Genomic DNA, 14,689 nt, shown 5'->3' on the forward strand with positions numbered 1-14,689 from the left:
AACTGATGACCGACACGACTCTCGACGAGAAGTCAGCCACCCGAGCATCGAAGGCGAACAGGGGCGCCGTCCTGGGTGCCATGTTCCTGATGGCCACCAGCGCGATCGGGCCGGGTTTCATCACCCAGACCACGACCTTCACCGCGAAACTCGGTGCTGCGTTCGCTTTCGCGGTGCTGGCCTCCACCCTGATCGACGTCGCGGTGCAGTTGAACGTATGGCGCGTCGTGGGGATATCCGGGTTACGGGTCGGTGAGCTCGGCAACTCGGTGCTGCCGGGTCTGGGATGGGCACTGGCGGGCCTGGTCGTGCTGGGCGGGGTGGTGTTCAACATCGGCAATATCGGCGGCGCCGGCCTGGGGACCGCTGCCATGCTCGGTATGAACGTCAAGCTCGGCGGCGTGCTCTCCGCACTGATCGCCATCGGAATCTTCCTGGTCAAGCGGGCCGGCGTCGCCCTGGACCGGATCGTCGTGGTTCTCGGTGGGGCGATGATCCTCCTGACCGGGTACGTCGCGATCGTCTCGCGGCCCCCCGTTCTGTCCGCGCTGCGCAACACCGTCGCACCGAGCACCATCGATCTGGTCGTGATCACCACCCTCATCGGAGGAACCGTCGGCGGCTACATCACCTATGCCGGAGCACACCGCGCGCTGGACTCCGGCCTCGCCGGGCCCGAGCACTCCCGTGACATCGCCCGCAGCTCGGTCATCGGCGTGCTGATCACCGCGGTCATGCGCGCACTGCTCTTCCTCGCAGTGCTCGGTGTGGTCGCCGGCGGGGTGACCCTGTCCAAGGACAATCCCTCGGCCAGTGCATTCCAGGCCGCGGCCGGCGAGGTCGGGCTGCGTACCTTCGGCATCATCCTGTGGGCGGCGAGCCTCACCTCGGTGATCGGCGCGGCCTACACCTCGGTCAGCTTCCTGACCCGCCGGCAGAGTTCGGAGAAGCTACGCAATCTGCTGACCGTGGGCTTCATCGCATTCTGCGCCGTCATCTTCCTGATCATCGGCAGCGCACCGGTAAAACTGCTCATCTTCGCCGGGGCATTCAACGGGCTGATCCTGCCGATCGGGTTCACCCTGGTGCTATGGGTCGCCTGGCGCCGACGGGACCTGCTGCAGGGTTATGCATATCCGCGGTGGTTGCTGATCGTCGGTGTGGTCGCGTGGCTGATCACTCTCTACCTCGGCTACTCCTCCATCACCAGCCTCGGCAAACTCGCATGACCCGCGTGGACCTGAACAGCGATGTCGGCGAGTCCTTCGGTCGGTGGACACTCGGTGATGACGAGGCCGTCCTCGCGCAGGTGAGCAGTGCCAACGTGGCCTGCGGGTTCCATGCCGGGGACCCGACCACGTTGCGGCGGACCTGTCAGTTGGCGGTCGCTGCCGGTGTGGTCGTCGGCGCCCAGGTCGGATACCGGGATCTGGCCGGTTTCGGTCGGCGGTTCCTGGACGTGGCACCACGGGAGCTGACCGACGACGTGCTCTACCAACTGGGCGGGCTGGACGGACTGTGCCGGGCCACGGGCACCCAGGTGCGGTACCTCAAACCGCACGGCGCGCTGTACAACACGATCGTGCACCACGAAGCCCAGGCGCGGGCCGTGATCGATGCAGTCCTGGAGTACGACCCGACGCTGCCGGTGCTCGGTCTGCCCGGTTCGGTGTTCCTGGCTCAGGCGCAGGCTCGAGGCCTGCGCACGATCGCCGAGGCTTTCGCCGACCGCGGGTACACCCCGCAGGCGACCCTGGTGCCGCGTCATGAGCCCGGGGCGTTGTTACATGACCCGGACGAGGTCGCCGCCCGGATGCTGCGCCTGGTGCAGCAGGGGGTCATCACCGCGGTCGACGGGTCGACCGTCAAGGTGCGGGCACAGTCGGTGTGCGTCCACGGGGACTCACCCGGTGCGGTGGACATGGCGCGCGCCGTGCGATCGGCTCTGGTCCGCGAGGGTGTGGAGGTGGGCAGCTTTGCCTGACGTAACGGTTCTGCCTTGCGGCGACGCCGCCCTCCTGCTCGAACTGGCCGATCTGGACGCGGTCTTCGCCGTCGTTGCCGCGATCGAGGCGCAGCGCACCACGTTGCAGCTGTACGACGTCGTACCCGGTGGGCGCACCGTCCTGGTGACGGTCGCGCCCGGTCGATCCCTTGACGTGCTCAGCGCGCGACTGACCGAGCTTGCCGACCAGGCCGCGGACATCCGGCCCGGCAACGACACGGACGAGACCACGATCGAGGTGACGTACGACGGACCCGACCTGCAGGACGTCGCGCAGCTGACCGGGCTCAGCACCGATGAGGTGATCAGCGCGCACACGGCGACGCCCTGGCGGGTCGGATTCGGTGGCTTCGCGCCGGGATTCGCCTACCTCGTCGGCGGTGACCCCCGACTCACAGTGGCTCGCCGCGCCGAGTCCCGCACCACCGTTCCGGCCGGATCTGTTGGCTTGGCAGGCGAGTTCAGCGGCATCTACCCCCGGTCCTCACCCGGCGGCTGGCAGTTGATCGGGCACACCGACGCACCGTTGTGGGACTTGGAACGCCGACCGCCGGCACTGCTCCAGGTGGGCACCATGGTCCGATTCGTGGCACGCCGGTGAACACCCTGACCGTGTTGGCGACCGGTCCGCTGGCCCTGCTGCAGGACCACGGACGGCCGGGTCTGGGTGGCCAAGGTGTCGGGCGCTCAGGCGCGGCGGACCGTGGGTCGCACGACCTCGCGAACCGGTTGGTCGGCAACGCACCCGACGCCGCCAGCATCGAAATCGTCTTCGGTGGGCTCAACGTGCGCGCTGACCACGACCTGATCGTGGCCCTCACCGGTGCACCCGCCCCCGCAACCTTGGACGGCACCCCCGTCGGTCACAACGCCGTGCTGCGGATGCCCGCCGGGTCGGTCCTCGCCCTCGCCACTCCCCGGACCGGCCTACGCAGCTATCTAGCGGTCCGCGGTGGCATCGCGGTGGCACCGGTACTCGGTTCCCGGGCCACCGACGTCCTGTCCGGCCTCGGGCCACCAGCACTGACAGCGGGAACCGTGCTACCGATCGCAGTGCCCGCACGCGCCCTACCCATCCTGGATCAGGCCGCCGTGTGGTCACCACCGGCCGGCGCCATCGTGCTGCGCGCCCGGCGCGGGCCTCGGGCGAGCCGGGTCGCTGACGACCCGTTCGGCCGCGCATGGACAGCATCCAGCCGTAGCGACCGGATCGGGATCCGACTGGAGGGCGAGCCGATGCGGTTCGTACCTGACCTGCCCGAGCTACCCAGCGAAGGCGTGGTCCGGGGAGCCCTTCAGGTCCCTCCCTCTGGGGAACCGGTCCTGTTCCTGTCCGACCACCCCGTCACCGGTGGATACCCGGTCATCGCCGTCGTAATATCCACCGACGTCGACCTCGCCGCCCAGGCCCGACCCGGGCAACAAATCGTCTTCCGAGACAAATCGTGACCAGAAGCGTCGGTCACGATCACTTTTTTCGGGTTACGTTCCAGTGTTCGTGGTTTACAAGCCTTGTCCCCCTTCCGATTTGGAGGTTCGCAATGTCAGAACATCAGAATCCTGATGAGGCACCGCCGGCCAGGGTCGGCCTGCTGTGGCTGACCGGCGTTTTGCTACTCATCCCCATGCTCGCGCTGATTCCGGTCGGGTGGTACTCCCGGCAGGATCCGAAACTGGGCCCGTTCCCGTTCTTCATCTGGTACCAGCTGCTGTGGGTCCCCCTCACCGCCGGTTTCTGCTGGGCCGCCTACCTCGTGGTCCAAAAGGCCCGACCGTACCGTGCGATCCAGCGCGCCGAGCCGTCCGCATCCACCGAAGGTGACGCATGAATGCCCTGATCCCCCAGGTGGCCAACCCCTCCCGCCCCAACTCCGGCGTGCACAGCGTCGCGCTGACCGTGCTGATCGTGTTGTTCCTGCTGGTCACCGTCATCGGGTTCCTGGCCAGCCGCTGGCGTAAAGCCGACTCACTGGACAGCCTGGACGAGTGGGGCCTGGGCGGGCGATCCTTCGGCACCTGGGTTACCTGGTTCCTGCTCGGCGGCGACCTGTACACCGCCTACACCTTCGTTGCCGTGCCGGCCGCGATGTACGCCCTCGGTGCGGTCTCCGGCTTCTTCGCCGTGCCCTACACGATCGTCGCCTACCCGATCATCTTCTTCTTCATGTCCCGGCTGTGGTCGGTCAGTCACCGACACGGCTACGTCACCGGCGCGGATTTCGTACGCGGGCGCTACGGATCGCGCGGCTTGTCCCTGGCGATTGCCATCACCGGGATCCTGGCCACCCTGCCCTACATCGCGTTGCAACTGGTCGGCATCCAGGCTGTGCTGGAAGTGGCCGGAGTCGGTGGCGGCAGCAACTGGTTCGTCAAGGACATCCCGCTGATCATCGCGTTCGCCGTGCTCGCGGCCTACACCTACACCAGTGGTCTACGCGCACCGGCGATCATCGCCTTCGTCAAGGACGGGCTGATCTACCTGGTCATCATCGTGGCGATCATCTACCTGCCGAGCAAGGTCGGTGGCTGGGGTCATATCTTCGATGCCGTCAACGCCAAGAGTGCGGCCGCTCCGGCCGGTAAACCGTTCCCGGCCACCGTGCCCAAACCGGCGCAGTGGACCTACATCACCCTCGCGTTCGGATCGGCGTTGGCGCTGTTCATGTACCCACACTCGATTACCGCGGTGCTGGCGTCCAAGAGTCGCAAGACCATCCGACGTAACGCCGCGATCCTGCCGGCCTACTCGCTCGCGCTGGCACTGTTGGCGCTTCTTGGCTGGGTCGCGATCGCGGCCGGTACCAAACCCCTCGGTTTCGGTAACAAACCCAACGCGCAACTGGTGGTCCCGCAGCTCTTCCTGGACCAGTTCCCCGGTTGGTTCGCAGGAGTCGCGTTCGCTGCCATCGCTATCGGCGCGCTCGTACCCGCAGCCATCATGTCCATCGCCGCGTCCAACACCTTCACCCGCAACATCTACAAGGAGTGGCTGAAGCCCGATGCCACGCCCCAGGAGGAGGCCAAGATCTCCAAGCTGGTCTCCCTGGTCGTGAAGGTATTCGCGGTCGGGTTCGTCCTCGCTCTGGACAAGCAGAACGCGATCAACTTCCAACTGCTCGGCGGCATCTGGATCCTGCAGACCTTCCCCGCCATCGTCGTCGGCCTGTACACCAAGTGGTTGCACCGGTGGGCGCTGTTGATCGGCTGGGCTGTCGCGATGATCTACGGCACCTGGAAGGCATTCGGCATCTCCTCCGCGACGACATCCCACTTCGCCGGATCCTCAGCGATCATCCCCGGCATCAACCAACTGGGTTATATCGGAGCCACCGCGTTGGCGCTGAACTTCATCGTGGCGGTCGTGCTCACCTTCGTCTTCCGGGCAATGAAGACACCGTACGGACACGATGAGACCGCGAAGATCGACTACTTCGCCGACTCCGAGGACCCCAGGGCGGCGGTCTACAACCGCGACCCGCTGGGACAGGACAACTTCTGACCCGAGGATCTTGATAAGAGGCAGTTACAGCAGCGCGGTCGGAACTACTCCGGCCGCGTTGCTGTTCGCAACGATCCGACCGTGCCGCAGGTGACGCGGATGCCACCGGTCGCGTCGTCGGGCACGAGAACCGTACGGAGGGCGACCTGATCCGCCAACGCGGCGGGAGGCATGAGACCGGGCCACGCCAACCAGGACAGCACCGGAAGATCAAATAGTTTGGCGATCACTTCGGCGCGGGTCCACAGTGTCCAGACCACCACCGGGTCATCGCTGCCGACCCGTCGGGCCAGCCGTGACGACACCCGGGCGTACGCCGGTTCGGCATCGACAGCGTGCGCGGTGCCAGCCTCGTGCGGTGCGGCCCAGACCACGGCGCGACCGTCCGGAAGGTAGGTCCGCACCCCCGCCACTGCACGCGCCTCGGCGGCCGAGGCGATGATCTGCAGGTCGGGTGCCCGCGGATCCGTCGGCGGGATCAGATGCTGCCGCCGCCGTCGATGGTGATGACCTGGCCGTTGATGTTGGTGTCGGTGAAGAGCAGCGACCGCACGACGGGTGCGATGTTCTCCGGCTCCACCAACCGGCTCGTCGGGGTGCGGCGGGTGATGGTCGCCAGCTCTTCGCTGCCGAGCACCGAGGACATCTCGGAGGCGAAGAAGCCCGGTGCTACGGAGTTGACCAGGAATCTGCCGTGCATCTCCCGGGCGAGGGTCCGCATCGCTGAGTCCAGGCCGCCCTTGGTGGCGGAGTAGGTGACCAGGCCGGAGTAGCCGCGCTGTGCGCAGACCGACGTGACCATCACGATGCGCCCGCGACCTGCCTTGGCCATCGCATGCCGTAGGAAGGCGCGGGTGACGATCAGCGGAGCGGTCAGGTTGGTGGCGATGATGGCCGCGATGCGCTCGGGTGAGGTATGAACGTGCAGCGAATCCTGACCGATGGCGGCGTTGTTGACCAGCGCATCGATCGGGCCGAGGTGCGCTGCGGCCTCCTTGATGAAGGTCCGCACCGCCGACTCATCGGTGATGTCGACCGAGCCGATATGCACGTCGTCCGGACGTTGCGCAGCCAGCTGCTCCAGCTCCGGCGTCACCGTGCGCGCGAACGTCGCAACCTTGGCGCCCGCGTCGAGGGCATCCATGACGAGGGCCAGACCGAGGCCCCGAGATCCGCCGGATACGAGCACGCAGCGGGCGGCGGGGATGGGTGCAGACATTTCAGACATCGGATTTCAGGGACTCCTTGATGGGGATTTCGGGCAGCAGTTTCAGGCGGCGCGGCACGCTGTAGTCGGGTAGTCGCGCTGCACACCAGGCCGTCAGGTCCGCCTCCGTGCATTCGGTGGCCTCGCTGGACAACACGACCTGGGCGGTGACGACATTGCCCACCAGCGGTGCGCGCCGTCCCTTGACCGCCGCCCATACGACACCAGGATGTGCCAACAACACGCCGCGAACCGTTGCGGCAGAAGCCTTCGACCCGCCCACATTGATCTCATCCGAGGCGATGCGACCGGTGATCAACACGCGGCCGTCGACGACCTCGGCGCGGTCACCGGTACGGATCTGGGCGTCCATTCCCTCGGCGGCCTTCGCGGAGGCGATGAGCAGCTCGCCGTCACGGATGCGCAGCTCGGGGCGCCCCGGAGTCGCGCGTTCCAACCATGCCGAAGGGAAACCCGCCAGACCGTCATGCACCACGATGGCCGCGCCGGCCTCGGACGAGGCGTAGATCCAGGAGATCCGGGCCGCCGGGTAGAACTCGTGCAACTGCGTCAGGATGGCCTGATCGACGGGCTCGCCGCCCAGGGTGATCTGCTCCAACGGCACCTGTGCGAGCGCGTCCGCAGCGCGGAATATCGCCTGCCGCCAGAAGGTCGGCGTGCCGGACGCCGCGGTGACCCCGTGCTCGGCGGCGAGCTGCGGCCAGCTGTCGATCTGATCAGGCTCGACGAACACCACGTCCTGCCCCGGCAGCTGCAAAGACAAGGTGACGATCTGCCACCAGGCGTAGGCGCCCGTGGCGTACGGGCACAGCCAGGTCCGACGTGGCTGGGTACCGCCGATGGTCGTCAACGACTCCAGGGTGTGCCCGACCTGCTTGGGCCGGCCGGTGGATCCGCTGGTGAGTAGCCAGATACGGCCCGGTTCGGGGTCGCGGCGGGTGGTCGCCTCGGTCACCTGCGGCGGATGGACGACCGCCAGCCCGGAGTCGAGGAACTGCTGCTGCTGCTCTTCGCCGATCCGGGACGAGGCGGCGATCAGCGTTTCGCGTCGTGGGTCACGCGCGTGTGCCCAGACCGCACTCAGGGCCTGCGCGTTGTCACTGACCAGGTGGGCCGCCGCAACCGGCCCGGGCGCGGACGGCAGATCCCGCCAGGTGCCGGTGTAACCGCGAGCGACGACCGTGTTGTCCGCGCCCGCTGGCAGGGCAGGACTCAAGACTGCTGAAGTTGTTCGATGAAGGTCAGGACGTCGGCGATGGTCTGCACGGACCGCAACCCGGGCGCGTCGAAGTTGAGCTCCTCGTCCAACTCGTCCTCGACACGCAACGCCAGCTCGGAGAAGTCCAGGGAGCGGAAGCCGATCGTATCCAGCTGGGTGTCGTCGTCGGCGGGAAGCTCCTTACCCTGCGCGGCGAGGACCTCGCCCATCATGGTGCGGACCTGTTCACGGGGAAGGGTGGTCATGGCGATGTAGTCTAGACATCCGCCAGACACCTATCACTTTCCACCGACCAGCCCTGCCGGAGGCTCGATTGCTGCGCCCTGCCACCGAGGCGGACAAAGAGTCCATTCGCGTCTGGCGAAACCATCCGCAGGTCCGCGAAGTCTCGCTCACCCGCGATGTCATCTCGGTCCAGGAACACCAGCGTTACTGGGACTCCCTCCAGGACAACCCCAGCCGCATCGTGCTGATGTACGACCGCGGCGAGACACCGAGCGGAGTGGTGACGTTCTTCGACATCGGCCAGGTGGCCACCGAAGACACTGCAGCCGGTACCGAACGTCACGCGATGTGGGGCTACTACCTGGACAACGACGGGCTGCAGGATCGTGGGGAGCTGATCCCCGCGTGGATCAAGATCCAACGAGAGGCCGTGCGGTACGCCTTCGACGAACTGGGGCTGGACCAGTTGGACGGCGAAGTGCTGGATGCGAATGAAGCAGTGCGCAGGATGAACACCCGCAACGGCTTCGAAGAGATTTCAGCGACCGAGCACACCATCGATGGGGAGCAGGTGCTCGTGCACACCATCCGACGCAGGAGGCAACAACGTGACAACTGAGAACCACGTACGAATCGGCGAACACGAGATCGGGCCGGCTTCGCCGCCGTTCATCATCGCGGAGATGTCGGGTAATCACGACGGATCGCTGGACAAGGCGCTCGACATCGTGCGGATGGTCGCCGCGTCCGGGGCCCATGCCCTGAAACTGCAGACGTACACGCCCGAGACGATCACCCTCGAATCCGACGCGCCCGACTTCCGGCTGTCGGCAGGGCACGAGCTGTGGGGTGGGCGCACCCTGTGGGACCTCTATGTCGAGGCGCACACCCCGTTCGAGTGGCACGAGCCGATCTTCGCCGAGGCCCGCAAGCACGGACTGACGGTCTTCTCCTCACCGTTCGACCCGACCGCCATCGACCTGTTGGAGTCGCTGGACACCCCGGCGTACAAGATCGCCAGCTCCGAGATCGTGGACCTGCCGCTGATCCGGCTGGCGGCCAGCAAGGGCAAGCCCATCATCATCTCCACCGGTATGGCGTCGGTCGGCGAGATCCATGCGGCCGTGCAGGCAGCCCGCAGCACGGGCAACGAGCAGATCGTCGTGCTGGCGTGTACGGCGAACTACCCTGCCGACCCCAGCGAATCCAACCTGCGGGGTATCCCGGTGATGCGCGACGCCTTCGGCACGCTGATCGGCTACTCCGACCACACCATGGGCATCGGCGCCGCGATCGCCGCGGTGGCGCTCGGTGCGGTGCTCGTGGAGAAGCACGTCACGCTGTCCCGCGAGAGCGGTGGCGTCGACTCGGCGTTCTCCTCAGAGCCCGATGAGCTGGCCGCGTTAGTCAGCCAGACCAAGGTCGCGTGGCAGTGCCTGGGCGAGCCGCGTATCGGCGCCCGCCAGCAGGAGAAGGAAGGACTGCGCTTCCGCCGGTCGCTCTACGTCGTCGCCGATGTCGTGCAGGGCGAGACCGTCACTGCCGCCAACGTACGGTCCATCCGCCCGGCGAACGGCTTGGCGCCCGACGACTTCGCCGCGGTGGTGGGTCGGACCTTCACCCGCGACGTGGCACGTGGCACGGCGCTGTCGCTGGATCTGATCTAGCCGCTCGTGGCCGCTCCACTGCTGTCGGTCGTCGTGCCCTACTACGGCGTGCAGGATTACATCGCGCCGTGCCTGGAATCCATCCGGGTGCAGCGGTTGCAGGACATCGAAGTGATCATGGTCGATGACGGGTCACTGGACGCCAGTGTCGAGGTCGCCCGCGAGTACGCCGAACGTGACGAGCGGTTCCGCATCGTCACCAAGGTCAACGGTGGCCTCGGCCCGGCCCGTAACACCGGCACCGGCGAGGCGACCGGTCAATACCTGACCTTCATCGACAGTGACGACCTGGTGAGCCGCTCCAGTTTCGAGCTGATGGTGGCCTCGCTGGAACGCAGCAGCTCCTCGTTCGCGTTGTGCAACGCGCGACGGTTCAGCCGCACGTCCGGCGTGCGGCAGAGCTGGACGCACAATCAGATCTGCCAAACCACCGTCGCCGGGACCGACATCTTCGAGGCGCCCGCGCTGGTACGCGACCGGATGGTCTGGAACAAGGTCTACCGGCGGACCTTCTGGGACGAGTACGGCTATGAGTTCCCGCCGATCCGGTACGAGGACTACCCGGTAACCCTCGGCGCGCACCTGGACGCCGTCACCGTCGACATCATCTCTGCGCATGGCTATTACTGGCGCGAGCGCGAATCCGGGGACTCCATCACCCAGCAGGTCTTCCGGTACGACAACCTGCTGGACCGCGTCATCTCGGCAGAGATGGTGCTGGATCTGGCCGACCGCAAGGGCACCCCGCAGATCCGGGAGAACCTGCACTGGTATCTCGCGGGGATCGATCTGGCCGCCATGTGCGCGGCGTTCGCAGTCGTGCCCGATGAGGATGTCGAGAACCTGCTCCTGCTGGGCCACAGATTGACCTCCCGGCTGCGCTTCGACGTGTCAGCGCGGCCCCGGATCGACCAGATCCAGTACCACGCACTGCGGGCAGGAGATGTGCCGTTACTGCGCGAACTCGCCCGGTTCCGCGACGGCGGCGGCCTCACCGGTGGCGTCGCGTTGCATCGGTCGCTACGACGTCCGTGGCGCTACGACGCGGCGTACCCGGGCAGAGGTCGCTCCACCGCTCCTGACCGCGCCTTCTCCTATCCGCTGACGGCCCTCAAACTCTCCAGCGCGGTCACGCAGCTGCGCTGGGACGGCGACGATCTGGTGATCCAGGGCCGCGTGGAGCTGGCGCATTTCGAGCCTGCCGACGACTACGAACTGAAGATCAGCGCCGTGTGCGGCATCTCGCGGTCCCCGCTGGCGGTGACCCGTCGCCGTACCCGCGACCTGCGCGGTGGCATCGGCAACGTCGGATTCGAGACCCGGGTCAACGTCTCGGCGCTTGCGCGGCGCTCGGACATGGTGTGGCCGCTGCGTTTCGAGGTCGAGCTGACCAATGGCGGCATCCGTCGTGTCGGCCCGCTCACCGGTTTGTTCGACGGCAGCCCCCGGTATCCGCCGTCCCACCCGCTGGGCGCTGATGCGCTGTTACAGCCCGCCTCGTCGCAAGGCGGGATGCTTGCGGTGTTCCGCGTGTACGCGCCGACGACGGTGTCGCAGGTGGTTGCCGATGGCAACGATCTGGTCGTCCGGGGCACCATCCCCGAGCGGTGCAACGAGGCATCCCTGCAGGTCGGCCGGGCCCGTCCGCTGCTGCCGGTGTCCTTTCCGGTGACATTGGAACCGCAACGGGGCACCACCAGCTTCGAGGTCCGCGTCCCTGCTGCGCAGGTCCTGGACGGCGACCACGCCGACGACCCGTTCACGCTGGCCTCGGTGCGGTCGGTCGAGCTGATCACCGACATCGGTCCGCTGCCGCTGTCGTGGCCGCACTACCTGCGCGATATCGAGGTCGCGGTGGCCGGTGAGGTCGTCACCCTCACCCGCACCCCGTTCGGACTGATGCGTCTGACACACGGTCCGGCACGTCCCTCGGCCTACCTGCTCGCTGCGAACTCACACGGGACCGACGAGATGGTGGTCGCACGCGGCGTGGTGTGGCCTGGGGTGCCCGTCACCGGAATGGCGTGGCGCCGGTACCTACCCGGCAGCGACGACTTTGTCGAGATCGGTTGCGACTACGACGCCGTCAGCGGCGAATTCACCGCCACCGCCGATCAGGCCCGCCTCATCCCCGCTGTCGACGAACCGGTGACGCCCGGAGCGCCGGCTGCGGACTGGACACTTTTCGCGCACATCGACAGCGGTGACTTCCCGGTCCTCTGCCAACCGGGTGCGGCTACGGGACTGCCGCATGAAATACCCGTATCGGGACGGATGCTCTTCCTGACCACCGTGGCCGACACCCTCCGCGCGCAGGTGCGCTGATGTACGTCGACAACCACCGTCTGGGCCAGTCCCAGATCTTCGCGGTCTACGCCGATCCCACGCACGCTGCCATTGACCCGTGGAGCCCGCCCAGCATCCGGGGCCGGCTCCAGTCGCACTGGGATCTGGTTTCCCGGCCGGACCCGGTCATCGACCTGTTCCCGTACTTCGCCTGGAGCGACGCGGCCCGACAGCGCCGTATCGCCCGGGGGGCCGGCGCAGGCTTCGTCCTCGGGGCCGCCTGGGCCTATCTGCTGAGAACCGATCGGGACGGGTACCGATCCGAGGCAGAGCTGGAAGAGCGAGCCGAGGAACCACCACCACCGCTCGTCACACCCGCCGGGACGCTGTTCCTGCCTCGGCACGGCCTGCAGGGTCTGCACCTCGCGCGGCGTCTCGCCGACCATCTGCAACGCACCGTCGGCGCGGCCACCGTGGCGCTGTACCCAGCCGATCTCGCAGTCCCGGACATCGAACGCGCCTACCGCGAACTCGGGCACGCCGTGGTGGCCCTCACCGGAGTCGAGGACGAACCCGGCAGTGACGCGCCGCGCCCGCTGATACAGCTACGCGACCTGTTCCAGGCACACACCGCCGTGAGTTCCAACGTGCCGCGCGTCGAACTGCTCTACGCCGCCTGCTCCGGACAACAGGTCACCATCACCGGGCCGATCGTCGCGGAGCTGGACCCGGTACGACGCCAACTTGCCCGACAACTGGGCGAATTCGATGCCTCGGACTGGCGTACCTACGCCGACCGCGAACTGGGCACCTCCCGCGTCGTGCCGCCCCACGAACTCCGCGTACTCCTGGATTGGACCCACGATGCCTGACCCCACCTCCCTGCGGGTGCTGCCCGGCGCCCATCGCGCGTGCTGCGAGCCGGCCGCGGTCGCCGGCCCGGTCCTGAGCGCCCTACTGGCCGATGTGGTGCCGAAATCGGACTCCCTGCTCGTCCTGGGCCCGGTCGCAGCAGAGACCCTGCAGATCCTGCAGGGGCGTGCCCGCACCTGCACCGTGCTCCTGCGATCGCATGCGGATGCCCAGCAGCTCACCGAGAATGCGACACCCGCGCTGCACGTCATCGCCGGATCCCTCGCCGCGTTCGCCGCGCAGGACTCGCGGCTCTTCGACACCATCGTGGCAGTCGACGGGTTGGAGCGCACCGCCGAACTGGGCGCAGAGCCGGTGAGTTGGGCCGACGCATTCGCCTGCGTCGCGGCTCGGCTGGCACCCGGCGGCACGCTCGTGCTCGGGGTGGCGAATCCGGCCCGGCTCGACACGCTGGTGACCGTACCCGCGGCCGCTGATCGCACGGCGGGCATTTCCGGCGACAGCACCGCACCGACGTCCCTGCAGGCCCTGCACGCCGCGTTCACCGACCAGGGCTTCGTCGTACCCGCGGTGCACTGCGGTTTCGGCCGCGCTGATGATCTGCAGACGCTGTTGAGCGCCGACGCGCTCGGTGACAGCGGCCCCGGCACGGCGTTGACGGCCCTCGCGCAGCGTGCGATCGAGCGTGACTGCGCGGACCGGCCCAGAGTCCTGGCGCCGGCAACCCTGGTTCGGCGACTCTCACTCGCGGGGTCGCTGCCCGCAGCTGCCAGCAGGTGGCTAACGGTCGTGGGTGGTCGGGGCAGGTCGGCGTACCTGCAGGATGGTGCGGACGTCCTCTGGCTGGACCGCGCCGGATCGCACCTGATCACCGGCGGAGGGACCCGGGCCGTTCCCGCTGCCGTACCGACCTCGACAAGTGTTGAACACCTTCTGCTGCAACAGATCGGCACGGCTCAGACGGAGCAGTTCCGTGAGATCGCCGCCGGCCTGGGGGTATGGATACGCGAGTCGGTGGCTTCATTCACCGGTGACACGATTGCCTTCGAGGATGTCTACACCGACGCGGGCACCTTCGTGCGCGGACTCGGGCTCGATCAGGACAGCCACCATTCCTCGTCCACCTCGTCCAATTCTTCGACGGAGTTGCTGACGCGTGCCTGGCGGCACTTCGCGGTCCGCCTGGCCGACTCCGAATACCTCAACCCCTGGCCCGACACGCTGTCCACCGGGCAGCTGGTGTCGATGTGGTTGGAAATGTCCGGGGTTCCAGAGGGCGCGTCGGATGCCGTGGGCGACACCGACGACGTGGACGACGACGCAACCGCCGTGTCGGCACCCGTCGAGGACCTGCGGTCACGCGCCGAGCACACGGAGCAGGCGCTGGAACGCGCCGAGACGTTGCGCGCCGAGATGGACGTCATGGCGCAACTGCTCGCCGACCGGGACACGTCCCTGCAACTTCGCGAGGCACGCATCCGCCGCTTACGCGTCCAGGTGGTGCAGCAGAACGCCCTCCGCGAGGAAGCTGTAGCAAAGGGTGCTGCCCTGAGCGCCGGGTCGACCTACCGGCTGGCCCGCCGGATCGACCAGCTGCGCGATGCCCGCGATCCGAAGAAGGTGGCCCGCGCCGCCCTGAAACGCGCGGACGGTGCGATCCGCGCCTACCGCAGAATGCGCTGACCGC

15 protein-coding genes are annotated in these 14,689 nt (G+C 67.5%); 11 read left to right on the plus strand and 4 right to left on the minus strand.

The window, feature by feature from the left end; genetic code table 11:
• The first annotated feature begins 5 nt into the window (after positions 1–5).
• From V3G39_15110 to V3G39_15135, 6 genes are all read left to right on the plus strand, one after another.
• Complete coding sequence (locus tag V3G39_15110; GenBank protein ID XAS75959.1) at positions 6–1,229, plus strand: NRAMP family divalent metal transporter; 1,224 nt, start codon at positions 6–8, stop codon at positions 1,227–1,229.
• Positions 1,226–1,984, plus strand: coding sequence for a 5-oxoprolinase subunit PxpA (locus tag V3G39_15115; GenBank protein ID XAS75960.1), 759 nt, complete (start codon positions 1,226–1,228; stop codon positions 1,982–1,984). Before V3G39_15110 ends, V3G39_15115 begins: the two co-directional genes overlap by 4 nt.
• Entirely contained in the window at positions 1,977–2,606 is a 630-nt protein-coding gene (locus V3G39_15120) for an allophanate hydrolase subunit 1 (protein XAS75961.1), read from the plus strand. The genes V3G39_15115 and V3G39_15120 overlap by 8 nt, the downstream gene beginning before the upstream one ends.
• Positions 2,603–3,454, plus strand: coding sequence for a biotin-dependent carboxyltransferase family protein (locus tag V3G39_15125; GenBank protein ID XAS75962.1), 852 nt, complete (start codon positions 2,603–2,605; stop codon positions 3,452–3,454). The genes V3G39_15120 and V3G39_15125 overlap by 4 nt, the downstream gene beginning before the upstream one ends.
• A 92-nt stretch (positions 3,455–3,546) precedes the next feature.
• Entirely contained in the window at positions 3,547–3,834 is a 288-nt protein-coding gene (locus tag V3G39_15130) for a DUF3311 domain-containing protein (protein XAS75963.1), read from the plus strand.
• The gene (locus tag V3G39_15135; GenBank protein ID XAS75964.1) at positions 3,831–5,504 is read left to right on the plus strand and encodes a sodium:solute symporter family protein; all 1,674 of its coding nucleotides are present in this window, start codon (positions 3,831–3,833) and stop codon (positions 5,502–5,504) included. The genes V3G39_15130 and V3G39_15135 overlap by 4 nt, the downstream gene beginning before the upstream one ends.
• A 44-nt stretch (positions 5,505–5,548) precedes the next feature.
• On the opposite strand, the gene V3G39_15140 is transcribed toward V3G39_15135, so the two are convergent.
• The 4 genes from V3G39_15140 to V3G39_15155 form a co-directional block, all read right to left on the minus strand.
• Complete coding sequence (locus V3G39_15140) at positions 5,549–5,908, minus strand: hypothetical protein (protein ID XAS75965.1); 360 nt, start codon at positions 5,906–5,908, stop codon at positions 5,549–5,551.
• Between the two features lie 74 nt (positions 5,909–5,982).
• Positions 5,983–6,732 carry an SDR family NAD(P)-dependent oxidoreductase gene (locus tag V3G39_15145; protein XAS75966.1) on the minus strand — a complete coding sequence of 250 codons (750 nt, stop codon included), beginning with the start codon at positions 6,730–6,732 and terminating at the stop codon, positions 5,983–5,985.
• Entirely contained in the window at positions 6,725–7,948 is a 1,224-nt protein-coding gene (locus V3G39_15150; GenBank protein XAS75967.1) for an AMP-binding protein, read from the minus strand. Before V3G39_15150 ends, V3G39_15145 begins: the two co-directional genes overlap by 8 nt.
• Complete coding sequence (locus V3G39_15155; GenBank protein ID XAS75968.1) at positions 7,945–8,196, minus strand: acyl carrier protein; 252 nt, start codon at positions 8,194–8,196, stop codon at positions 7,945–7,947. Before V3G39_15155 ends, V3G39_15150 begins: the two co-directional genes overlap by 4 nt.
• Positions 8,197–8,264: 68 nt before the next feature.
• Between V3G39_15155 and V3G39_15160 the strand changes: the two genes are divergently transcribed.
• The 5 genes from V3G39_15160 to V3G39_15180 are packed head-to-tail and all read left to right on the plus strand — an operon-like array spanning position 8,265 to position 14,685.
• Positions 8,265–8,795 (plus strand): GNAT family N-acetyltransferase, encoded by a 531-nt coding sequence (locus tag V3G39_15160; GenBank protein XAS75969.1) that lies wholly within the window; start codon positions 8,265–8,267, stop codon positions 8,793–8,795.
• Complete coding sequence (pseI, locus tag V3G39_15165; GenBank protein XAS75970.1) at positions 8,785–9,843, plus strand: pseudaminic acid synthase; 1,059 nt, start codon at positions 8,785–8,787, stop codon at positions 9,841–9,843. Before V3G39_15160 ends, pseI begins: the two co-directional genes overlap by 11 nt.
• A gap of 6 nt (positions 9,844–9,849) precedes the next feature.
• Entirely contained in the window at positions 9,850–12,168 is a 2,319-nt protein-coding gene (locus V3G39_15170; protein ID XAS75971.1) for a glycosyltransferase, read from the plus strand.
• On the plus strand, positions 12,168–13,001 hold the full coding sequence (locus V3G39_15175; protein ID XAS75972.1) for a hypothetical protein: 834 nt from the start codon (positions 12,168–12,170) through the stop codon (positions 12,999–13,001). Before V3G39_15170 ends, V3G39_15175 begins: the two co-directional genes overlap by 1 nt.
• Positions 12,994–14,685, plus strand: coding sequence for a hypothetical protein (locus V3G39_15180; protein ID XAS75973.1), 1,692 nt, complete (start codon positions 12,994–12,996; stop codon positions 14,683–14,685). The genes V3G39_15175 and V3G39_15180 overlap by 8 nt, the downstream gene beginning before the upstream one ends.
• The last annotated feature ends 4 nt before the right edge of the window (positions 14,686–14,689 follow it).

The organism is Dermatophilaceae bacterium Sec6.4 (assembly GCA_039636865.1).
Classification (GTDB): domain Bacteria; phylum Actinomycetota; class Actinomycetes; order Actinomycetales; family Dermatophilaceae; genus Allobranchiibius.

Coding starts and splice junctions, on each gene's coding strand:
- V3G39_15110 (XAS75959.1), top strand. CDS start 6: ATGACCGACACGACTCTCGACGAGAAGTCAGCCACCCGAGCATCGAAG.
- V3G39_15115 (XAS75960.1), top strand. CDS start 1,226: ATGACCCGCGTGGACCTGAACAGCGATGTCGGCGAGTCCTTCGGTCGG.
- V3G39_15130 (XAS75963.1), top strand. CDS start 3,547: ATGTCAGAACATCAGAATCCTGATGAGGCACCGCCGGCCAGGGTCGGC.
- V3G39_15135 (XAS75964.1), top strand. CDS start 3,831: ATGAATGCCCTGATCCCCCAGGTGGCCAACCCCTCCCGCCCCAACTCC.
- V3G39_15145 (XAS75966.1), bottom strand. CDS start 6,732: ATGTCTGAAATGTCTGCACCCATCCCCGCCGCCCGCTGCGTGCTCGTA.
- V3G39_15155 (XAS75968.1), bottom strand. CDS start 8,196: ATGACCACCCTTCCCCGTGAACAGGTCCGCACCATGATGGGCGAGGTC.
- V3G39_15175 (XAS75972.1), top strand. CDS start 12,168: ATGTACGTCGACAACCACCGTCTGGGCCAGTCCCAGATCTTCGCGGTC.
- V3G39_15180 (XAS75973.1), top strand. CDS start 12,994: ATGCCTGACCCCACCTCCCTGCGGGTGCTGCCCGGCGCCCATCGCGCG.